The 22,003-nt window shown below is 52.7% G+C and carries 19 protein-coding genes and 1 tRNA gene; 11 read left to right on the forward strand and 9 right to left on the reverse strand.

Going from position 1 to position 22,003, the window contains the following annotated elements:
- Nucleotides 1–176 precede the first annotated feature (176 nt).
- The 6 genes from AB6B37_RS01605 to AB6B37_RS01630 all read left to right on the forward strand — a co-directional run bounded on the left by AB6B37_RS01605 (nt 177) and on the right by AB6B37_RS01630 (nt 7,832).
- Nucleotides 177–1,595, forward strand: coding sequence for an outer membrane protein (locus tag AB6B37_RS01605; RefSeq protein ID WP_371397152.1), 1,419 nt, complete (start codon nt 177–179; stop codon nt 1,593–1,595).
- Nucleotides 1,596–1,750: 155 nt separating this feature from the next.
- Entirely contained in the window at nt 1,751–3,055 is a 1,305-nt protein-coding gene (locus AB6B37_RS01610; protein ID WP_371397153.1) for a hydrolase, read from the forward strand.
- Nucleotides 3,055–4,089, forward strand: coding sequence for an arginine N-succinyltransferase (locus AB6B37_RS01615; RefSeq protein ID WP_371397154.1), 1,035 nt, complete (start codon nt 3,055–3,057; stop codon nt 4,087–4,089). Before AB6B37_RS01610 ends, AB6B37_RS01615 begins: the two co-directional genes overlap by 1 nt.
- Before the next feature lie 8 nt (nt 4,090–4,097).
- A complete protein-coding gene (gene astD / locus AB6B37_RS01620; RefSeq protein WP_371397155.1) occupies nt 4,098–5,552 on the forward strand; it encodes a succinylglutamate-semialdehyde dehydrogenase in 1,455 nt (484 codons plus the stop codon).
- Nucleotides 5,549–6,892, forward strand: a complete 1,344-nt coding sequence (locus AB6B37_RS01625; RefSeq protein ID WP_371397156.1) for an N-succinylarginine dihydrolase — start codon at nt 5,549–5,551, stop codon at nt 6,890–6,892. Before astD ends, AB6B37_RS01625 begins: the two co-directional genes overlap by 4 nt.
- 1 nt (nt 6,893) lies before the next feature.
- Nucleotides 6,894–7,832: a class I SAM-dependent methyltransferase gene (locus AB6B37_RS01630; protein WP_371397157.1), complete on the forward strand. Its 939-nt coding sequence runs from the start codon at nt 6,894–6,896 to the stop codon at nt 7,830–7,832.
- Between the two features lie 21 nt (nt 7,833–7,853).
- Here the strand turns inward: AB6B37_RS01630 and AB6B37_RS01635 are convergent, their stop codons facing one another.
- Entirely contained in the window at nt 7,854–11,186 is a 3,333-nt protein-coding gene (locus AB6B37_RS01635) for an AsmA family protein (RefSeq protein ID WP_371397158.1), read from the reverse strand.
- Between the two features lie 199 nt (nt 11,187–11,385).
- Between AB6B37_RS01635 and AB6B37_RS01640 the strand changes: the two genes are divergently transcribed.
- From AB6B37_RS01640 to AB6B37_RS01650, 3 genes are all read left to right on the forward strand, one after another.
- A complete protein-coding gene (locus AB6B37_RS01640) occupies nt 11,386–12,321 on the forward strand; it encodes a M48 family metallopeptidase (protein WP_371397159.1) in 936 nt (311 codons plus the stop codon).
- Between the two features lie 64 nt (nt 12,322–12,385).
- Nucleotides 12,386–12,462: transfer RNA gene (locus AB6B37_RS01645), tRNA-His, on the forward strand.
- A gap of 160 nt (nt 12,463–12,622) precedes the next feature.
- On the forward strand, nt 12,623–12,967 hold the full coding sequence (locus AB6B37_RS01650) for a DUF2853 family protein (protein WP_371397160.1): 345 nt from the start codon (nt 12,623–12,625) through the stop codon (nt 12,965–12,967).
- Nucleotides 12,968–13,034: 67 nt separating this feature from the next.
- Here AB6B37_RS01650 and hisS read toward each other — a convergent pair whose 3' ends face one another.
- Complete coding sequence (gene hisS / locus AB6B37_RS01655) at nt 13,035–14,519, reverse strand: histidine--tRNA ligase (protein WP_371397161.1); 1,485 nt, start codon at nt 14,517–14,519, stop codon at nt 13,035–13,037.
- 102 nt (nt 14,520–14,621) lie between these two features.
- On the opposite strand from hisS, the gene AB6B37_RS01660 reads away from it, so the two are divergent.
- A complete protein-coding gene (locus AB6B37_RS01660) occupies nt 14,622–15,110 on the forward strand; it encodes a hypothetical protein (protein WP_371397162.1) in 489 nt (162 codons plus the stop codon).
- Here the strand turns inward: AB6B37_RS01660 and AB6B37_RS01665 are convergent.
- The 3 genes from AB6B37_RS01665 to AB6B37_RS01675 form a co-directional block, all read right to left on the reverse strand.
- Nucleotides 15,091–15,504, reverse strand: a complete 414-nt coding sequence (locus AB6B37_RS01665) for a hypothetical protein (protein ID WP_371397163.1) — start codon at nt 15,502–15,504, stop codon at nt 15,091–15,093. The genes AB6B37_RS01660 and AB6B37_RS01665 overlap by 20 nt on opposite strands.
- A 91-nt stretch (nt 15,505–15,595) precedes the next feature.
- Complete coding sequence (locus tag AB6B37_RS01670; RefSeq protein ID WP_371397164.1) at nt 15,596–16,042, reverse strand: DM13 domain-containing protein; 447 nt, start codon at nt 16,040–16,042, stop codon at nt 15,596–15,598.
- Between the two features lie 56 nt (nt 16,043–16,098).
- A complete protein-coding gene (locus AB6B37_RS01675; protein ID WP_371397165.1) occupies nt 16,099–16,635 on the reverse strand; it encodes a DM13 domain-containing protein in 537 nt (178 codons plus the stop codon).
- A 233-nt stretch (nt 16,636–16,868) separates the two neighbouring features.
- On the opposite strand from AB6B37_RS01675, the gene AB6B37_RS01680 reads away from it, so the two are divergent.
- Nucleotides 16,869–17,420: a TetR/AcrR family transcriptional regulator gene (locus AB6B37_RS01680; protein WP_371397167.1), complete on the forward strand. Its 552-nt coding sequence runs from the start codon at nt 16,869–16,871 to the stop codon at nt 17,418–17,420.
- On the opposite strand, the gene pgi is transcribed toward AB6B37_RS01680, so the two are convergent.
- The 4 genes from pgi to AB6B37_RS01700 form a co-directional block, all read right to left on the reverse strand.
- Complete coding sequence (gene pgi / locus AB6B37_RS01685) at nt 17,412–18,998, reverse strand: glucose-6-phosphate isomerase (RefSeq protein ID WP_371397168.1); 1,587 nt, start codon at nt 18,996–18,998, stop codon at nt 17,412–17,414. The genes AB6B37_RS01680 and pgi overlap by 9 nt on opposite strands.
- A 14-nt stretch (nt 18,999–19,012) precedes the next feature.
- Nucleotides 19,013–19,306 carry a nucleotide pyrophosphohydrolase gene (locus tag AB6B37_RS01690; protein ID WP_371397169.1) on the reverse strand — a complete coding sequence of 98 codons (294 nt, stop codon included), beginning with the start codon at nt 19,304–19,306 and terminating at the stop codon, nt 19,013–19,015.
- Nucleotides 19,307–19,433: 127 nt separating this feature from the next.
- A complete protein-coding gene (locus AB6B37_RS01695) occupies nt 19,434–20,957 on the reverse strand; it encodes a phosphomannomutase/phosphoglucomutase (protein WP_371397170.1) in 1,524 nt (507 codons plus the stop codon).
- A 71-nt stretch (nt 20,958–21,028) separates the two neighbouring features.
- On the reverse strand, nt 21,029–21,985 hold the full coding sequence (locus AB6B37_RS01700; protein ID WP_371397171.1) for an SIS domain-containing protein: 957 nt from the start codon (nt 21,983–21,985) through the stop codon (nt 21,029–21,031).
- Nucleotides 21,986–22,003 lie beyond the last annotated feature (18 nt).

Genomic DNA, 22,003 nt, shown 5'->3' on the forward strand with positions numbered 1-22,003 from the left:
ACGCGTTGAGTACAGCGTTCAAATCCTGCCCTTTTTTTAAATGAACCTAACCTAAACTCTATTTAGGAAACTGTTAACGCAAATTAATTTTGCTTGAAATGCCTCTTTAAGTGGGTATAGATGTTCTAGAATTGTGGGTTCAAGACTGTAACCCGATGACTTTGGGGAGATTTCCAATGAAAAACCGTCTTTTCGTCGCTGCCGCAACGGCAGCATTACTTGCGGCTCCGTCTCTTGCGTCTGCGCAAGATGATGCGGGTTGGTATGTCCGTGGTAATGTGGGTTACGGCACACATACTGATATTGACCTAACAGGCGACCTTGTTGGTGATGTTGAATCAGAAGGTAACATCGCGGGTTCCGTTGGTGTTGGTTATGATTTTGGCAACAACTGGCGTCTTGAAGGCGATCTAGCGCAGCTTTGGACCGACCTCGGCGCGATTAGCCAGATTCCAAACACATCGGCTAAGCTAGAAACAAAGACAGCGTTTATTAACGCGATTTATGATTTCTCTGAATTTGGCCGTTGGGAACCTTATATTGGTGCGGGGCTTGGTCTTGTGCGTGGTAACACGACATTGACAGCCCATGACTTCCCAAGTGCATCACTGGGCACAGCGGGCGTGCAAAACGTCTCTAACCCTGCCTGTGTTGGCGCGGTTGCGTGTTCGTTCAAAGACGGTGACACAGGTCTTGGCTGGCAGTTGCTAGCGGGTCTTGGTTACCAGATCAGCGACAGCCTGACATGGGATACGCATTACCGTTACACAAATTCAAACAATCTTGATTTTGTTGGTACGAAAGCCCCGTCACTGGGCTCGACCTCTGCGGCTGCGGCGACAATGGAAAATGTTGGCGCACACGCTGTCATGACAGGGTTCCGTTACAAGTTCGGCCAAAAAGGCACGAAAATGGTTAAAGTGCCACTGCCAGTGGCCAAAGGGTCTTATAACTGCTGGGATGGGTCTTGCACAATGAGTGCCGCTGAATGTCCACCAGAGCCGGCGCCAGAACCCGTACGCACAATGCAGTGTTGGGACGGCTCAGTCGTTACAGACGCAGCCCAGTGTCCAGTGCAACCTGCACCACAGACATTCACATGTTGGGATGGCTCATTGGTCTATGATGTCAATCAGTGTCCTGTTCAGCAGACTGTTGTTTCACAGTATAACATCTGTGGGCCGTCACCTGTTGCCATCTTTAACGTTGACCAAACAAAGACACCTAAAAACGTTCGCCGTTTGGGCACAATGCCAGAGTTTGGTGATAGCCACGGCCTAACGCCGAACCAGTTCTTCGAGAAACTACAAGCGCGTTATGCCGCTGGTGGAACTGATCGTGCATATCTGAACTATCTGTTCAAATCTATGGGCTATACAAATGGCTTCCGTGATGCACAGAGCTACATGTTCTCAGAAGAAACGCTGCCAATGGGTACAACAGGTATCTTGGGTCTCGGCGAGCAACATCACTACGCATATTCAGTGTTGAACACGTCTGAGCGTGACCGTGAGGCATTCCGCATCCAGTCTGCAAATGGCTCTGTTGTTCACTTCATGAAAACATGCGGTAACTACATGTATGCTTGCCAATAGGCACATATCATAATCAATTCTAAAAGCGGGGTCTTCGGGCCCCGTTTTTTATGTCTAAAGCGTCCGCTATTCGCACAAATGTGGCGGTATAGAATTTCGAGTTGATACGCATATTGGGCATATTATTTCACGCCAAGGCTTGATAGCTTAGTGTCATGAAAACAGCATCACAAACACACTCTATTTCCATCTCTGACAAAGAGGCCGCGATCCTCAAAACGATTGATGACCAGCAAGGGAGCATGGTGAAGACTCTGCTCGCTTGGTCATCGCAAAATTCTGGCTCTCATAACAGAGACGGGCTTATCGCCATGCGCGCGCTTTTAATGGACGCCGCCAAGGTGTTGCCGGGTCGTTGCACCGAGTTGCCGCTCGCTCCGGGGGAATACGTCACAGCGGCGGGTGTCAAAGAGGTGGTTCACTATGAACCGGCGGTGCATATTTCTGTGCGCCCCGATGCGCCCATAAAACTCGTCCTCACGGGGCATTATGATACTGTTTTTCCAAGGAATTTTCATTTCCAAAACCCGACATATCTAGATGATGACACGGTTAATGGCCCTGGAGTTGCGGATATGAAAGGCGGTATTTTGGTGATGCTGCACGCGCTGCAAGCGCTCGAACAATCGCCTCAAGCTGACAATATTGGCTATGATATCCTGCTCAGCCCTGACGAGGAAATTGGCTCCCCCGGCTCTGCACCAGAGCTTATGCGCCTTGGCAAAGCCGCCCATGTTGGATTGACGTTTGAACCTGCATTGGCTGACGGTTCTATGGCTGGCGCGCGTAAAGGCAGCGGTAATTTTGCCTTGATTATCAAAGGCCGCGCCGCCCATGCGGGGCGAGAACACCATTTAGGACGCAATGCGATTGCCGCCATGGCCCGGTTTATAACACGGCTTGATGATCTTAACGGCACACGCCCTGATGTGACCTTTAACATCGCCAAAGTCGACGGCGGCGGCGCGTCAAATATTGTGCCCGAACTGGCCATTGGACGGTTTAATGTGCGCGTTAAAAATGACGGTGATGATGCATGGGTAATAGAACAAATTACAAAATTGACCGCGCAGATTAACGCTATGGACGGCATCACGGCTGAAATGACAGGTGGCTTCACGCGTCCGCCTAAGCCTATGTCACCCGCCAATGCGCAAGTCTTTGATTGGGTGAAACAAGCGGGGGACTTGCTGGGGCAAAACATTCGCTGGGCGCCCAGCGGCGGTGTCTGTGAAGGCAATAACCTCTGGGCGGCGGGATGTCCCAATGTTGATACGCTGGGTGTACGCGGCGGGGAAATACACTCTGATCGTGAATTTGTAAAACTGTCTAGCTTGACAGAGCGCACAAAGCTGGCCGCGCTGATTATGATGAAGCTGGCCTCTGGTGAGTTTGACGCCCATAGCGTGAAAGCGCTCGCCACGCAAAATCTTAAAGACGCCGCGAAAGGACACGGGTAATGCTCTGTGTGCGTCCGGCGAGCGCGGGTGACCTGCCTGAAATTATGCAGCTTGCGACGCTTGCGGGGCCGGGTTTTACTTCGCTCGCTGTCGGCGAAGACGCTCTGGCGGCCCGGTTAGAGAAATCCGTCAAAAGCTTTGCAGGGCCGACGGATATCACCCCTGATCACGTCTATCTTTTAATGCTAGAAAATGCCGACGGCGAAATTGTCGGGATGAGCGCGATTAAAGCGCAGATTGGTATGCGCGATCCGTTTTTTAATTTCCGTATTTTGAAACAAGCGCAAAAATCATCTGTCACCGACCGCCGTTTTGATATGGATGTGCTGGCGCTTGTCAATGACCTGACGGGCTCGACCGAAGTCGGATCGCTATTTGTTCGCGCAGATCAACGCGGGCCCAAAGGTAAATCAAGGGGGGCTGGCCGCTTAATCTCCCAAGCCCGTTATATGTTAATGGCGGCGGATAAATCACGCTTTGCCAGTCGCGTGATTTCAGAGCTGCGCGGTCATGTCGACGATGCGGGTGTGTCACCTTTTTGGGACGCTATTGGCCGCAAGTTTTTTGATATGGACTTCAACGAGGCTGATAAAATTTCGGCGGAAAAAGACAATCAATTCATCCTCGATTTAATGCCAAAGCATCCGATTTACGCGGCTCTCTTACCAGAGTCCGCTCAGGCGGTGATAGGCAAAACTCACCCGGCAGGTATTGGCGCGCGGCGATATCTGGAACTGGAAGGTTTTCGTAATGACGGCCTGATTGATATTTTTGACGGCGGTCCGTCTATGACCGCCCCGCTTGATGATATCAGAACCATTCGTCATAGCCGGGTGAAAACCATCGCTGCCGGGCGCGTAAAACCGTCAGATAGTCCGCTGACCGCGATGATTGCGCGCGACACAATTTCTGATTTCCGCTGCGTTCTTGCAGAGGTACAATTTGACGGTGATGATGTGATAACGGACCCCGCGACACTGACGCGACTAAACTTAAAGAGCGGTGATAAAGCCCGCATTTGGATAAAACGGTAGGACGTAATATGAGCTCTCTGTATATTGATGGTCAGTGGCAAGACGGTGCGGGCGACGCTTTTGATAGTGTTGACCCCGCTACGGGCAAGGTCATTTGGACGGGCAAAGCGGCGTCTGTCGCCGATGTTGATCGCGCGTTCGCTGCGGCCCATGCAGCCTTTGACAGTTGGGCGAGGATGCCTCTCTCTGAACGTTTAAAACCTGTCATGCGGTTTAAGGAATTGGCGCTTGCTGCAAAGGAAGACCTCGGCGCGCTCATCGCCAGTGAGACAGGCAAACAGCTTTGGGACGCCACAGGCGAAGGCGGCGCGATTGCGGGCAAGGTTGATATTTCAATAGCGTCCTATGAAGACCGTACGGGGACATCATCGCGTGATGTCGCCTTTGGACACGCGAATTTACAGCACCGCCCGCACGGCGTTATGGCTATCTTGGGGCCATATAATTACCCAGCGCATCTACCCAATGGACAGATATTGCCGTCTCTGATTGCCGGTAATACGGTGGTCTTTAAACCATCCGAGCAGACCCCTGCGGTGGGTGAAGCGTTAATCAAATTATACGCTGAGGCGGGGTTTCCAAAAGGCGTGGTAAATATGGTGCAGGGCGCGCGCGAAACGGGCGGTGCCTTAATAAATAACCCGCATGTGGACGGCGTATTGTTTACAGGGTCGCCGCAAACGGGGGCGTATATTCATAAACATTTTGGTGGCCGTCCAGAGGTTGTCTTGGCGCTTGAAATGGGCGGCAATAATCCGCTGATTGTCTGGGATGCAAGTGACGCCGCCGCTGCCGCCAGCCAGATTGCGCAATCCGCCTATATCACATCGGGGCAGCGCTGCACCTGTGCGCGCCGCGTCATTGTGCCGACGGGCAAAAAAGGCGACGTGATTGTTGCCGCCCTCACGGCCTTTATCGACCGCATAACGGTTGGCGCTTGGACGGATGAAACCCCCGCAACAATGGGACCATTGGTTAGTACTGACATCGCCGCGCAAGTCGTTGGAAAGGCCAAAGCTCTCGTGGATGCGGGTGCAACGGTCCTGCGCGAAACACAAATTACGCCCCGTGGTGATGCGTTTGTCTCTCCGGGTCTTTATGACGTGACGGGCATTGCCGTCCCGGATGAAGAGATTTTCGGGCCAGTACTACAGCTTATCCGCGTCGATGATTGGGACGCGGCCATTGCGGCAGCGAACAACACGCGCTTTGGTCTGGCGGCAGGATTGTTATCAGATAACGCGGCGCTTTGGGATGACTTCCGTGCGCGCATTCGCGCGGGTGTCGTGAATTTCAACCGCCCGACCACAGGCGCGGCGAGCTTTCTGCCTTTCGGCGGGCCAGGGGCGTCGGGCAATCACAATCCGGGGGCCTATTACGCGGCTGATTTCTGCGCTTGGCCCATGGCAAGCCAAGTTGCGCCCGCCTTGGAAACACTGCCTATGCAAGGCCTTAAATCATGAGCACAGCGCCGCATGCTATGGAAGCAAATTTTGACGGGCTGATTGGCCCAACTCATAATTATGGGGGCTTATCTGACGGGAACCTTGCCTCTAGCCGGCATAAAGGTCTGACGGCTTACCCGCGAGAGGCCGCCTTGCAGGGGTTACGTAAAATGCGGCACCTCCAAGATAGCGGGATTTGGCAAGGCGTCTTGCCGCCACAACAACGGCCATTTTTGCCAGCCATGCGCGCGGCGGGTTACAGTGGCCGTGACGCGCAAGTCTTTAACGCTGTCTGGAAATCTGACCCGCAATTCGCGCGCAATATAATGTCCGCCAGTTCCATGTGGTCTGCCAATGCCGCCATGGTCAGTCCTAGTGCGGATAGCAAAGACGGCAAGTTGCACCTGACCCCTGCAAATTTGTCGACGATGTTGCACAGGTCGATAGAGCACAAACAGACGGGCCGCGCGCTTAAAGCCGCATTTCCTTTTGCGTCTGTGCACCGCGCGCTGCCGCAGCAATCTGTTTTTGCCGATGAGGGGGCCGCCAATCATGTGCGGCTTTGCGCTCATCGCGGCGGGCAAGGTGTGGAAATTTTAGTCTATGGTCGTGACGGTTATAGCGCGGGCGACACGGATTTTCCTGCCCGTCAAACGCGCCAATCATGCGAAGCGATTGCTCGTGCTCATGGCCTGAAACCCGCCCGCACAGTTATCATCCAGCAAGCCCGTGCCGCCATTAACGCAGGCGCGTTTCACAATGATGTTGTCTGTGTCGGGGCGAAAGAAACGCTGTTTTATCATGAACTTGCCTTTGAAGACACAAACGCCATGAAGCGCGCTGTGCGAAAAGCTGCCAAGGGTCTTTTTGAGCCGATTTTTGTCGAAGTTCCTAATGATGCCGTGCCGATTGGTGACGCGATTGGGTCCTATCTCTTTAATTCTATGTTGGTGCAAATGCCAGGGGATGACCGCTTGACCTTGATTGCGCCGTTAGAGACACAAGAGATGGAAAGCAGCCGCGATTATTGCGCAGCAATGACAGCGGGCAATGGTCCGATTGGGCGTGTCGATTTTGTTGATGTGCGCCAATCCATGCAAAACGGCGGCGGGCCCGCCTGTCTGCGTTTGCGTGTGACCCTGACAGAGGATGAATGGGCGCAGGTCAATCCGGGACAGAAATTCACCCCTGATTTACACGACGCTTTGGCGGCGTGGGTTGAAAAACACTACCGCGAGACCCTTGACCCTACCGATGTTGCGGATCCTAAACTCATGGAAGAAAGCTTCGCTGCGCTGGACGCGCTAACGAAAATCATGCATTTGGGGGATGACTTTTATCCCTTCCAAAGAGGCTGATGTGACTGATGATAACACGGGCTCCAATGCGCAAAATTGGGGCAATTACTGGCAGGGCCGCGCAGCATCCGAAGCGGGCGCGGCGCTGGTCGGTGTGGGTGTTGAAAATGACGCGCAAATTGCCGCTTTTTGGGACGATGTTTTAAACGGACTTCCCAAGGACGCTGCTGTACTGGATTTGGCCTGCGGGGCTGGGTCTGTGCTGCGCCGGGCCAAAGCGTGCGGCTTATCAAATTTGACGGGTGTGGATATTTCGCCTGATGCAATCACCACTTTAAAAGCGGCCTTTCCCGAAGTGACGGGCGTGGCGGCCCCTGCTGATGCCACAGGTTTGAGCGACGCGTCATTTGATATGGTGGCGAGCCAATTTGGCTTTGAATATGCCGATGTATCCAAAGCTGCAACGGAGGCCGCACGGCTAATTAAACCCGGCGGGGCGTTTGTCGCTTTGGCCCATATTCAAACGGGGGCGATTGAGACTGAGGTTGCCGCCCAATTATCAGACGCGCGCGCCATTACAGATACGGCTTTTATCCCGCTGGCCAAAGCCTTGTTTAAGGTGGATATGAGCGGCGGGTCAGATGCAGATTTTGAGGCGGCCCTCGCGCGGTTTTCACCTGCCCAAGAGCAGCTTCTTACAATTGCGCGCCGTACGGGCGGGCTGGCTGAGCATTTATACCGCGGCACGCAGACGCTTTATCAGGGTCGCATTGGCTATAATCTATCTGATATTAACGGCTGGCTCGACGGCATGGCGGCAGAGATTGCTGCATTTACAGGGCGTATGGATAGTATGCGTCAAGCGGCGCTATCAGAGAGCGAGGCGCAATCTGTTTTGGATATTTTGACACGCTCTGACATGGACGTGACACCGCTCGATATTTTAACGCTCGGCACCGACAAAGTGGCTTGGATTATTCGGGCCAAGACACCTGCTTAATGAATTAAACGGGCTTTCGTCTTAGTCGTCTTTTTTCTTTTTCCCGAACAGACTGCCGAGGGCATCCTCTATTGTCGGCTCTTTCTTCGCCGGGTCTTTCTTCGTCTCATCTTCTTTTGACGTATCGGTATTTTCTGATGTTGTGTCTTTGGACGCATCATCCGCCTTTTTCACGCCGAGCAATCCGCCCAGCGCATTGCCAATGGCGTCTTCGCGCGTCGTAGGTGTTGTCGGCGTGCTCTGTGTACCATCTTGTGTTGATGTTTGATTGCCGCCCAGCGCACCGCCGATGATGCCCCCAATAACGTCGCCCGTGCTACCGCCGACTTTGTCTTTAATCGCTCCTGTTAAAGCGTCACGCGCCTTGTCTTGCGCGCGCTCTGCTACGATGCGGCCCAAAAGATCAGTATCCAACCCTGCGGAAACAGAGCCAAAGCCACCTTTTAGCTGGATGGGAATACCAAAGGCCGCGAGGCCCGTCGCGCTATCACCTGTCGCGCGGGGACGCAGGCTAAAGTCTATCGTCTGCGCGCCGAGATCAATTTGGCCTGCGCCTTCTGCGGCAATACCGTTACCTGCGAGCGTGAAATCACCAATTTTTGCGACGCCATTTTCAATTGTGAATAAGCCCATAAGGTCACTAAATTTCGTCGATTGTGTCGGGCCAATACCTGCGGGCAAACTGCGTTGGGTTAATGCGGTTTCAAGCCCTGTCATAAATTGGCCAACATCAATACCAGAGAGCGAACCGTTCAGCAGTTTGAAGTCGCCACTGCCCGATAGGGATTTCATAATGGCTGCCTGGCTATTGCCCGATCCGCGAATGGATATTTTTGTACCCGCCTCGCCCGTGGCTTTGGTGAAACCCGCGACCGCGCCGAGGAAACTATTAGCCGTCAATTTTGACAAATCAGCATCAAGCGACACCATAGGAATAGCGCCGCTGGCGTCGACTGTCGCGGTCATTCCGCCCAAGCCGCCGTAAAGGTTTATCTGCGGGAGGGTCGTCGTTAGCTTACCATTTTGCAGTGTGGCCGTCATATCTGCCGTGCCCAATTCCATGCGGTCCGTGACGATGTTAGGCGTCGTGACATTTAACGTCGCGTCCACTGTGCGCAACATGGTCAAATCAATGGGATCATTGGCCCAAGGCTGTATCGCGCCCGTTGGATTTTGCGCGGCATAGGCAGCCATATAGGGCCGCAAATCTAGCCCATTTAGGGCAAGCTTGCCTTTTAGGTGCGGTTTTGTGCCCGCCATATCGACTGTGAAATCCCCCGTCCCAGACAAGGCGTCGAGCGCGATTTTGGCTTGGTTGAAGGTGATAGCAGCGGGTGTGCCTGACACGACGCCTGAAACGTTAAACGCCTCATATATGGCCCCTGCATCCGTGCTGGCGGGCAGGGCTGTGCCTGTTGTTTGGGCCAGCGTACGCACCGACGGGATAGCCGCTGTCATTTGTCCTGTGATGTCATAATTGCCAGATGTATTGGCCGAGAGGCGACCTGTAAACTCGCCATTTAATTGGCCGCCGCTAAGGGTCGCGACAAGGTCATCCACCGCAATATCTTCGCCAGCACCACTGACACGGCCCTTAGCTTTTACCGTGCCAAGCGCAGTCGCATAAGGAATGTCTTGATTAATACGTTGCGCGATTTGGGATATCTGGGTGGCACTAGCGTCAAAGACACCTGTCAGAGCAATGGTGTCACCAATTGTGGCTGATCCGTTATAGCGACCGTTTATCATCTCGCCCGATGTGAGAATATCAAGGCCCGTTAAGGCGGTCTGCGTACCGTTGTAATCCACAATCCCCTTAGCAGATAAATCGCCTATGACTGACGCTTGCGGGATGTCCATCTTCGCAGATTGAACCAGTGTCGCGACATTGGGGCTATTGGCGTTAAACTCGCCCTTGGCAGTGACTGTGTCACCGATCATACCGATAGTGCCCACATAATTGGCAGTAATATTATCGCCTGACACATCGGCGTTGGACAGGGTCACAGCAATCGTCTTACCGTTCACTTTGACTGTGCCTTGGGCTTTGGCCGAGTTTAGGGCTGCGGCTTGTGGGACGTCCAATTTAAGTGCGCTGACCACGCTTGCGATTGTTTTAACGTCCGCTGTGAACCCGCCGTCAAGCGACAAAGTGTCATTATAGGCGCTGCTGCCAGTAAAGTTGGCGGTGACATCCGGGCCTTGCGCACTGGCTTTGATATTAGTGGCGCGAAAGCCGTCGCCCTCACTTGCAAAATTTGCGTCCAATTTGGCGGTTCGTAACACCTCAATACCGTCAATTTGTTGATCAAGCACTTTGGCCAACGTCGCCATGTCTCTAATATCAGCGGAAACTGAGCCATTTAAAACAGGTGTGTCGCTAACTATTGCGTCCCCTTTATAGCGTGCGGTCAGGGTTTTACCGTCTACAGATATGTCTGCATTGGTCGCGGATAATGTCGTGCCGTCATAGCGGTAATCACCCGACAGGGTGACAGTGTCCGCGAGTGTCGCATAGGCGGCATTGGGCAGCGTTCCCTCAGGCAATAGCTTTATCAGTGCGGGAATGTCGCTTATCTCGCCGTCTATAGCAACCGCAGCAGCGATGGCCTCTCCGGGTAAAAACGTGCCGTCCGCATCAAGGGTCGCAAAGGGGGCTTTGATGTTGGCTTTAATGTCGGCCGTGTCGCCGTTTAAAAATCCGCGCGGGGTCGATAGTGTCGCGTCAATCGACAGCGGATTACCATTTAAAATCAGTGACCCGTCGATGGATACGGGCTTGGATAGGCTCGGCACAGCAAAGGCCATATTGACCTCTTGTAAGTCAATTGTCGTTTGTGTTGTGTCATCGACATAGGTGACTGTGCCGTTTTCCAAGGCAAAGCGCCCGATTTTGGGATCAATGTCGCTGTAACGCCCGTCGCGTTTAAAGGGGCCCGTGTCCGTCGTCTCATCGGCTTGCTCAGTGTCGCCAAAGGCCCAATTAACTGTGCCGTCGCTGCGTTTTTGTAAATTAATTTCGGGGTTTTTAAGGGTAAAGGCGCTGATTTCTACGGTCTTAGACAGCAGAGGCAATAATTTGATGCGCGCGTCCAGACCGTCCATGCTGGCGAAATTTACGCTCTTAAATCCGTCTGGGTTTCCAATATCAACGCGGCCAGCTTTGGCTTTGATGACCGGGAAAACGCTTAAACTTACGTCGCCTGATACGGTCACCGGGCGCGCCAGTTCGCGGGTTAGTGTCGCCTCTATATTGTCTTTATAAACTGATGAGGGAATAAGAGACGGCAAAGCAATCAGCCCTGCGACAAGCAGAAGGATAACAACGGCTACACCTATGATAATTTTACGCATGTCATCTCACTTCAGAAAATTTAGCCAATTTTAAAACTAACGTACTTACCTATTATAGGTTCCGCTTCATGAACGGCAGGCAACGCACTGCAACTGATCATATCACTTATTTGCAGGGAGATACTGTCAATTATGAAAATTTAAGCTATAGTTAAGGCTACGGCCCCGCGTGTGGCAGGGCCAAGCGTTGGAGGACGATATGTGCAATCACCACCCAGTACCCGCGGCAATGGATGCCGAGACCAAAGCCATTCACGAACGCCGTGTCGTGATCCAAGCCTTGGCCGCAGGGGCGACCTTAACAGTCAGCAGTGCAGCGTTAGGTGGTTGTGCAACCAATCCAGAGACAGGCGAAAAGCAGTTTATTGGCCTTGCCAGCGCAGGGCAACTTAATCAAATGGCTGCGGCGAGTTGGTCTGAAATGAAACAGAAAACGCCGACATCTAATGATCCGCGTTACACAAACCGCTTGAAAAATATTGGCTCGCGTATTTCGCGCGGGGCTAATCGTGCGAACCAGCAATGGGACTATGCGGTGTTTGATGATGATCAGAAAAACGCCTTTGTCCTGCCCGGTAACCGTGTTGGCTTTTATAAAGGCATGATGGATTTTGCGGGGAATGACGACCAGATCGCGGCCGTCATGGGGCACGAAGTTGGTCATGTATCGGGCCGTCATGCGCGTGAACGTGTCAGCCAACAAATGGCAGGGCAGCTTGCCATTGGCGCGGGGACAATTATTGGCGGAAGCCAAATGAGCAAACGCTGTGATCGCTATCAAGACGCTCGCCAACGCGCACAATGTCAACAAAGCGCGTCGCGTAACACGGCACTCTTGTCCCAAGCCTTGGGTCTCGGCTTTACCTTTGGCGTTATCTTGCCCTATTCGCGCAAACATGAAAGCCAGTCTGATCTGCTCGGCGCGAAATATATGCATAAGGCGGGTTATGACGCGCATCAATCTGTGAAACTCTGGGAAAAGATGGCCGCTAATAGCCCAAGCCGTCAGCCAGAATTTATGTCGACCCATCCCGACCCTGCGCGCCGTGCGCGGGATCTGCATAATTACATCCGCTACCAAGAGAGCCTCGGCAGCCAAGGGTGGGAATCTATCCAGATGCCAAAAAGCGGCTAAGGGTCAAAAACAGGCTTGATAGGGAGGGGCAGTTCGTTTAAACGTCCCGCCTACTCTAGGGTATGCCGCCTTAGCTCAGTTGGTTAGAGCGCCGGTTTGTGGAACCGGAGGTCCTTGGTTCAAGACCAAGAGGCGGTACCATTTTTAAAACGCTCTGCGGGTTCATGCCTGCGGAGCGTTTTGCATTTTTGAGCTAATGTTCCGTTCATATAGCGTTCAGCCGCATAGGTTAAACCCTGATTAACCTTAACCATGGTGGGCATGGCTAGGGACTTTTGGTTAGGAATCGGAGGAGAGTCCTATGAGTAAACGTGATGAATTAATTGAAAAATACGCAGCAGATTTGAAAGACAAATGTGGCGTGACGCCAGATATGGATTTCTTGCGCAAAGTGACAATCGGTTGTGGCCCGTCTATCTATAACCGCGATGCATCCACTGTATCCGCGTCAGATCAATCAGAACTTGATACGGTTAAAAATAACTTCTTGATCAAGAAGCTTGGCCTATCAGACGGCCCTGCGCTTGATGACGCGATTAACGCTGTCATGGATCAATACGGCCGTTCAGAGCGTTCTAAGTTCCGCGCCGTTGTCTATTACCTCTTGGCCAAACACTTCAATAAAGAATCTGTCTACAGCAAATAGACGACTAAAAATCCCAATTGGGGGAAAACGTGAAAAACGCAGGCCTTTGGGTCTGCGTTTTTTATGTTTAAGCGCTAAGCATGGCTTTCACATGATTGATTAATTCCGCACGCGGCACAGTCACTTGGGCAGGGCGGCTTTCACGCCATTCTTCATTGCTTTCAATGGCTTTTGCCATTTCCGCACCGAGCGCCAAATCCTTTAGCGTTACTTCACCCGCGCTGATCTCGTCCTCGCCCATCATAACGGCAATGGGCGCGCCGCGCTTATCGGCATATTTCATTTGCTTGGTTACATTGCCCGCGCCGATAAAGACCTCGGTGCGAATACCAGCCGCGCGCAACTCATCGCTCATCATGAAATAGGCTGGCATTAAAGCTTTATCAAAAGCGCAAATGATGACAGGCGCGTTCACATCAACTGTGCTGTGGCCCATGCGTTCAAGGGCGGATAGAAAGCGCGAAACACCAAAGCTAAAGCCCGTGCTGGGCACCTCTTGGCCCCGGAAACGAGACACCAAGCCGTCATAACGACCGCCACCGCCAATAGAGCCAATGCGCACGGGGCGCCCTTTGCGGTCTCGAATATCAGCCAGTAATTCCGCTTCAAATACGGGACCAGTGTAATATCCTAGCCCGCGCACGATAGAGGTATCAAAGGCGACTTGTTCAGGCGCGTAACCACAGGCCGTGAGAAGCGCGTCAATATCAGATAGCTCTTTCACACCTGCCATGCCGCGCTCTGATTGGCCGACTAATTGTTCTAGTGTTTTAATGGTGTTGCCGCGGTCAGGGTCTGACGCGGTGGTAAAACCGAGCACGGCTTTGATGCCGTCGGCTCCCAGCTTTGCGCCGTCAGTATAGTCTCCGCTTTCATCCTCGCGCCCTTCGCCGAGAAGCGCCTCGACACCGTCTGCGCCTAATCGGTCAAGCTTATCAATCGCGCGCAGCACTTGGATGCGTTGCGCCGCGCCAGCCTCTGTGTTCGGCACACCAGAGGCCTCAAGAATACCGTCAAGCAGCTTGCGGTTATTGACGCGGATTTGATATTCACTGTCTTTTAATCCGACGGCGCGCATGACATCGGCGGCGACCATAATCATTTCCGCGTCTGCTGCCGCGCCCGGTGCGCCGACGCTATCGGCGTCACATTGAATAAATTCACGGAACCGACCCGGACCAGGTTTTTCATTGCGGTAAACACTGCCCGCTTGATAACGGCGGTAGGGTTTGGCCAGCGCGTCGTAATTCTCCGCAACATAGCGGGCCATGGGTGCGGTTAAATCATAGCGCATCGCCATCCACTGTTCGTCATCATCTTGCATGGCGAAGACACCTTCATTGGGGCGGTCTTCATCGGGCAGGAATTTGCCTAGCGCGTCTGCATATTCAAAGACGGGAGTCTGCAGGGGTTCAAACCCGCGCGCGTCATAGACGGCAAAAGCTTTGGCGATTAGCGCCGTTTCCGCACGTAACGTCTCGGCCGGTTTATCTTCAAATCCACGCGGGCGGCGGGCTTTTGGACGAAAAGGTTTGTTCTTCTTTTTTGACATGAACGCGGTGTAGCGGGGAATGCGGATGGGGGGAAGGGGGAAATTCGTCGTGTTCTTTATTGGCGACGTTGACAGTCATCCTTCGCTCGTTAAAGTCATCCTATGACTGTTATAAAAATGACTGCAACCTTATTGGCTTTCGCTTTTATTGTCGTTGTATGCGTTGCTGATACGGCACACGCCAAAGACGGGAAGCGCGCCCATGCCATGGCTATAAAAGGCATTGTGCCAGATGGTCTTGCGCTTAAAAAACGGACCCGCCCGTATATCCCGATTAAAGCCCGCGAAAGCGCCATGTGCTGCGCGAAATTTGCGGTGAATAAAAAAGGCCGTCCAACGGATATTGATATGCGTTGCACGGACCGATTGTTTAAAGATGTGGCTAGCAAAGCGCTGCGGCGGTGGGAATTTCGGGCGACAGATAGAGCAGCGCCGATGATTAAGCGGGACGGTGCCACGGCCGCCTTTGCATATGGGATTTACAATCGAGGTAATAAACGCAAAATCGACGACAATAAATTCCAGCTTATCATAGACGGGCAATATGATCTGAACCCCGACCGTGTCTGCCCTATGCTATTTGAAGATTAGCTTTGTTGGACGCAATCACGCCCGGTACGATTTTCGAGGCGTAGAGCGTTGATAGGGCAAGCATAGCGACGGCGACGATAAATAAGGCGTGGCCGATGCCTGGGACATTTATGCCAAGCCAAGGCGAGAGGTGAAACCCAATCGCACCGAGCAGAACCGCAATCGCACCAAGCGCGCCTAAGGCTTTGATCTTAATATTGGGCACAAGGAGGAGGGCTGCGACGGTAAGTTCTGCTACGCCTGTCAGGCGGCGGATAAGCGGTTCAAATAAATCAATACCAGAGCGGTCAGCGATAATTTCAAAGACGGGATTGGTTGCACCGAATTTCTGAACACCGAAAAAGACGAAGCCAGCGGCGAGGACATAGGGAAGGGTTTTAATAAATTTTGACATGAGGGTCTCTCTTTTTAATTTTGAATAAACATACAAAACAGGCGCAACAGATGTGGGGATGTTGCGCCTGTTCTCTGTAAGGGAAGGGACGCTATAGCGCGCCGCCGCCCCACAGGATTGAGTAGGCTTCGCAGTGAATAAGCACAGAGCTGAAACTTGCGAGGCTAACACCAGCGGGCAGAACATAGTCTTGAGCCCCCTTATTAGATTTCAGCACACCCAAGAGGACTGCGCCGTCTACGGCTGTTTTACCCGTAACGCTGCCGATAGATTGTGGTGACAGGAAAATCTTAAGGTCAGGCCCGTTTTTGGTTTTAAAATCATCAGAGAAGCGAATGATGGTTTGGCTGTTTTCCTGCACAACGGTCCAATCACCCTTGATGGATTTCTTTTTCTTGACGAAGTCACCAGACGGCAGGGCTTGGGCGCTGGCGGTTATGACTGTTGCAGGGGCGGCGTAAGCAATGCTCGGCACAGCGGCGACAGCCGGAGCAGCAAGAGCAAGCGCGATAAGGGATGTTTTGATAAAGTTTTTCATGGTTTTCTTTCTTTGAAATAATGGGTTTGAAAAATAGTATGGGTTAGGGGTTGGATTTAATTCAGCGTCGCGACGCCTAGGGGGACAGAAAACTTCTCGCACCAAACAAAGACTTGCGAATGGGCGCCGGGCGTAAAGCCTGCGGGTAGTTCATAGGTCTGTGTGCCGCGCTTTTTCTTAAGCTCTGTGAATTGTGTTGAGGCGTCATATTCGCCGTTGCTGCCAAATCCGATAACGGGGTCGGGCGCACCGTCGAGGTAGAAGTCACCGCCCAAAACAAGCTCATAACCATCAGCTGTTTGGATGATTTTGGCTGTTCCTGTTGTGATGTGATCAGAGCGGCCCTCAAATTGACCTGTTTGAATGACATGATTCGTCGTCGCGAGTTCCGCCGTCAAGACACGGGCTTCAAAGGGTTTCGCTTTGATAATTGTCGCGGGTAATGTGACGCTTACGCTTGGGTTCGTTGAAAATAACGATGTGGACGGTGTCGTGGCTTGCGCCATTGTGTGAGCGCCAATCACGCTCGCCGCCACGGCGGTATAGATGGCTGTGCTGGCGATAGCTGTTTTGATGTGATGTGATAGTTTCATTTTTAATCTCTCTATTTATATTATTAACCAAATGGTCAATTACTGTTTAAATTTTTGAGCGGTCCGTCTTGAGTGTTTCAATCTCTCTTGAAAGCTTTTGTCTCTGGGCGTCTCGCTTGATCCTGTAATAGCATAGTTGACTGATAGGTCAATAACTGTATTATCACATAAATGAGAGCGTTGCGTGAGAATGACCTCAAAGCCCGCAATGACATTATAGTTGGAAGACGCCCATGGCCCGCCCCAGAGAATTTGATAATGATTATGTCCTAGATGCGCTACGTGATGTCTTTTGGCAGCACGGATATGAAGGCACGTCTTATGCTGATATTATGGCGGCGACAGGCCTTAAGAAAGGCTCGCTCTATGCTGCCTTTGGTGACAAACGCGCCCTCTATGATCTGGCGATTGCGCGTTATGACGACGGATATGTTAGCGACGGCGTCGCCATGTTGCGCAATGAGGCGGTGTCAGGCGCTGACCGCATTGCGGCGCTATTTGACAGCTTGATTGACGCCGCAGAGACAAAACGCGGGCGTTGGGGATGTTTGTTATGTAATGCTGCCATTGACCAAGCGCCCTTTGAAAAAGACGTTGAAAAATCTGTGGCGGCTTCCATGGATAGAATTAAACAAGCGATAGCGGCAGCATTAGCCGACACGGCCGCCCATGATAAAGTCGACCTTGTCTGGACGACATATTTCGGTGCGCGAGTGGTGATTAAATCAGGTGGTAGCAAAGCGGTGCTCGCCGCGCTGCGCAATCAAGTGATGGCTTTACTTTAACAACGCCATTAATGCCGCCGTGCTGGCGTCATGGTCGCCCGCATCGCCGTTTTCTATCTCGGATAAGATGGTCGTCGCGAGGACTTTGCCAAGCTCCACGCCCCATTGGTCAAAACTATTGACGTTCCAAATCACGCCTTGGACAAAGACTTTATGCTCATAAAGCGCAATAAGGTGACCCAGCGCGAAGGGGGATAGTTCGTCCAAGGTAATGGTGGTTGACGGGCGGTTACCTGGGAATGTTTTCTGCGGCGCGAGTGTGTCTACATCGTCGCGCTCGCCCAAATCTTCGCGCACTTTCCACTCTGGTTTGCCGAGCATCAGCGCTTCTGATTGCGCAAAGCAATTAGCAAGCAGCGCGCGGTGATGATCGGCGCGGTCTTCGTGGTCTTTTAATACGGCGACGAAATCAACAGGCGCGCCCGGCGTGCCTTGGTGCAGCCATTGGAAAAAAGCGTGTTGGCCATTTGTGCCTTCGTCGCCCCAAATGATAGGGCAAGTCAGCCCAGCCTCTTTACCGTCACGCGTTATGCGCTTGCCGTTACTTTCCATTTCCAGCTGTTGCAAAAAGGCAGAAAACTTCCGCAAGCGCCTCGCATAGGGAATGACGGCTTGGGACGTAAAACCAAGTGCATTGCGGTTCCAAACCCCGACCATGGCGAGCATGACGGGCAGATTTTCAGCCAGCGGTTGATCGCGAAAATGCTCGTCCATGCGCTTGGCCCCTTTTAAGAACTCAGCAAAGACTTTGGGCCCGTAAGCGATTTGAAGCGACAGGCCTACCGCGCTCCAGACGGAATAACGGCCACCGACCCAATCCCAAAAATCAAAAATTTGCGACGCTGGGATGCCGAACTCTTGCGCCCCGTCGCGATTTGCGGTCACGGCCAGCATGTGATCGCCCGCTTTATCGCCCAACGCCTCGGTCAACCATGCCCGCACGGCGTTACCGTTCATTTTGGTTTCTTGCGTGCCAAACGACTTGGATACGACAATGGCCAAAGTTTCTTTTGGGTCTAATCCTTTGACGGCATCATTCACAGACGCGCCGTCTACATTTTCCGCAAAGCGCAGCGTTAAGGCTTGTTCCGCACTTGCCTCAAACGCATCAGCGACAAGGCGCGGGCCAAGGTCTGACCCGCCGATACCGATGTGGACAATATTTTTAAACACGCCGTCTTTGCGTATTCTATTGGCAAATTTCACGATTTTTTTGCGCATCGCCTCGACGTCTTTTTGGATGTCGTGTGTGCCGCCAACCCCGCGAAGCGCCATATGCAGTACAGCGCGGTCTTCTGATGTATTGACCGTCTCGCCCGCAAATAATTTCGCGCGCCATTCATCCAATTGGCATCCCGCCGCCATAGACAAGAGCGCGTCACGCGCAGCCGCTGATATTTGCTGCTTGGAAAAATCGGCCCGCAAAGGCCCCTCACGCATGACGAAATTGTCTATGCGGTTGGGCTCGGTCTTAAATAATGTTTCAATAGAAACAGCTACGCCTGCCAATTCTTCAAGCTTGGCAAAATGTGCGTCACGGTCAACATAGGGTGTCTGATTATGCGGTGTTTGGGACATAATGGTCTCGTTATCTATTTATGCTGGCCTGTGCCGTCGCCAGACGGTTGCCAATCTCGTTTGCGGTTTATCGTCATCTTCTCATCGACAACTGCGGCCAAGTCAAACCCCAAAGTGCCGACAAGTCGGTGGAGGAGTATCATAACATCGGCCGCCTCTAGCGCGATGTCTTTATCGGCGTCTCGGTTGGTCACGGCATCGCGAAGCTCATCCATTTCAGCTTGCGCTCGGTTCAGTAGCGCATCAGACGTCGCGCGCCCAAAGGTTACCTCTCCCCAATGAGTGATGGTTGCGCTGGATTCGGTCATGTTATCCTTTAGCCTTCATTTTCACTTGTTAGCCTGGCAGCTCATGCGAGGTCGGTCTTACCAACTTATATTGCATGTAGATGAAAAATGAACCCTCGCGTCAAGCGCGAGGGTGACAGACAGTCGATTATATCTTCTGATCAAATTCGCCGACTTCATCATAGGCGGAGAGGCGGCGTTCAATCTCTCGGAACATGCCAATCATGTTTTCCTCAGATGCGGGACTTTCGACGACCACCACCAAATTAGGGGTGTTGGAACTGGCGCGCATCAGCCCCCATGTGCCGTCCTCTAATGTCATACGCACGCCGTTGACCGTGTTCACATCAACGATTTTTTGGCCGAGAATTGTCTCGCCTGCCGCTGCATCGTCTTGCACGTCTTTGATGATGCGGTCCACAACGCCGTATTTTTCTTCATCGGCGCAGAAGGGCGACATTGTCGGGCTGCCCCATGTTTTGGGTAGCGCGCGGCGCAAATCGGCCATGGATTTATCAGGGTTACGGTCAAGCATTTGCAAAATGGCAATGGCAGACGTTAACCCGCAGTCATAGCCGCGACCAATGGGGGCGTTAAAGAAATAATGTCCTGATTTTTCAAAACCGACCAATGCGTTTAGCTCTTTCGAGCGGCGTTTAATATAACTGTGACCCGTTTTGTAATAATCCGTCTTCGCGCCGTTTTTAATCAGCACCGGATCAGTATTAAACAGGCCCGTTGATTTCACATCGACAACGAATTGTGCGTTGGGGTTTAGCGCCGAGAGATCGCGCGCCAGCATCACACCGACCTTATCAGCAAAGATTTCTTCGCCTTCATTATCAACAACGCCGCAGCGGTCACCGTCACCATCAAAGCCTAGCGCGACATCCGCGCCGTGCTTTAAGCAGCTATCACGCATCGCATGGAGCATCTTCATATCTTCGGGATTGGGATTGTAATTGGGGAAGGTGTAATCAAGCTCGCACTCGACCGCGACGACCTCTGCGCCGATACCGCGCAATACGTCCTCAGCGAACGCCCCAGCTGTGCCGTTACCACAGGCGGCAACGACTTTAATCGGGTTTTTGAGTTTTACGTCTTTGACTAAATCGGCGATAAAGGCTTCGCGCACGCCGTCGACATAACGGTACGCGCCGCCTGCGCGCGGCTGGCTTTCGCCGTTTAGCACAATGTCTTTTAGGCGCGACATTTCATCAGGGCCAAAGGTCAGCGGCGGTTCAATGCCCATTTTCACCCCTGTCCAACCGTTTGAGTTATGGCTGGCCGTGACCATGGCTACACCTGGGCAGTCCAAATGAAACTGCGCGAAATAAGCCATAGGCGATAGCGCCAGACCAATGTCGAGCACTTCAATACCTGCGTTCATAAGGCCCACGGTCAGCGCCTGTTTGATCGATAATGAGTAATGACGGAAATCATGACCGACGGCGATTTTTGGGCCAACACCGCGTTCATGCATTAATGTGCCGAGGCCTTCGCCGAGCGCTTGCACGCCGTACAGGTTCAAATCCGGGTCTTTTTCATGGCCAGGAATGCCAAACCACCAGCGCGCATCATATTCGCGAAAGCCTGTTGGCTTCACAAGGGCTTGCGTCTCGAAAGCCAGAGTATTGGGCTTAATCGCGGGGAGGGGTTTGCGTGTGCTCATGATGTTATCCTATGTCGCATAGCGAAGTTTATTGTGTGGTATCGTGATATATTTAAAGTTTTATGACGGGGTTATATTAATCCTGCACGCAGAAAGTCGTGCAAATGCACAAGCCCGATGGGCGCGCCGTCTTGTAATACGAAAAGCTGCATAATCTTGTTCGGCCCTGCTGTCATATCGCGCAGCGCATCAGCAGCTAGGCGCTCGCCCGTTGTTGTCTTTGGGTCGCGGGTCATAATCGCGTCAATCGGCTGGTCTGCAATATCATCAGAGAGATGCCGCCGAATATCGCCGTCTGTCACCATGCCAATTAATGTCCCGTCTTTGACTACACCGACACAGCCAAAGCCCTTGTCGCTCATGACCTTTAGGGCTGTGGCCATATCTGTGCCTGATGGGGTCAGTGGCAAGGCGTCGCCTGTGTGCATCAGTTCTGCCACGGTCGCGAGTGTCGCGCCGAGCTTTCCGCCTGGGTGATAAGTTTTAAAATCTTTCGCGGTAAAGCCTTTGGCTTCTAGCAGCGCCACAGAGAGCGCATCGCCAAGCGCTATTTGGAGTGTCGTTGATGTGGTTGGCGCGCGGGTTTCGCGGCACGCTTCCTCCGCATCAGGCAGAAGTAAAAGATAATCAGACGCTCGACCAAGGGCGCTGTCTTTTGCGGCGGTCATCCCGATGAGCGGGATAGAGAACCGCCGGCAATAAGCAATTAGGTCGGCAAGCTCTGTCGTCTCCCCAGAGCGGGACAAAGCGATAACGGCGTCTGCGCTGGTGATCATCCCCATGTCGCCGTGGCTGGCCTCCGTTGGATGTATATAAAGAGACGGGCTGCCGGTTGAGGCCAGTGTCGCGGCTATTTTACGCGCGACATGGCCGGATTTCCCAACGCCCGCTAAAATGATGCGGCCCTCTAGAGCGCTAAGTTTATCGACGACAGTATTAAACGGCCCGCCTAACTCGGCGTGAAGCCTCTCTAAGGCTGCGATTTCAGTCGCGAGGACGCGTTGTCCAATTGTGGCGTGATCCATCATAGGGCGTCTCTCTACCAG

It is taken from the genome of Fretibacter rubidus (genome assembly GCF_041429785.1).
GTDB classification, from domain to species: domain Bacteria; phylum Pseudomonadota; class Alphaproteobacteria; order Caulobacterales; family Maricaulaceae; genus Fretibacter; species Fretibacter rubidus.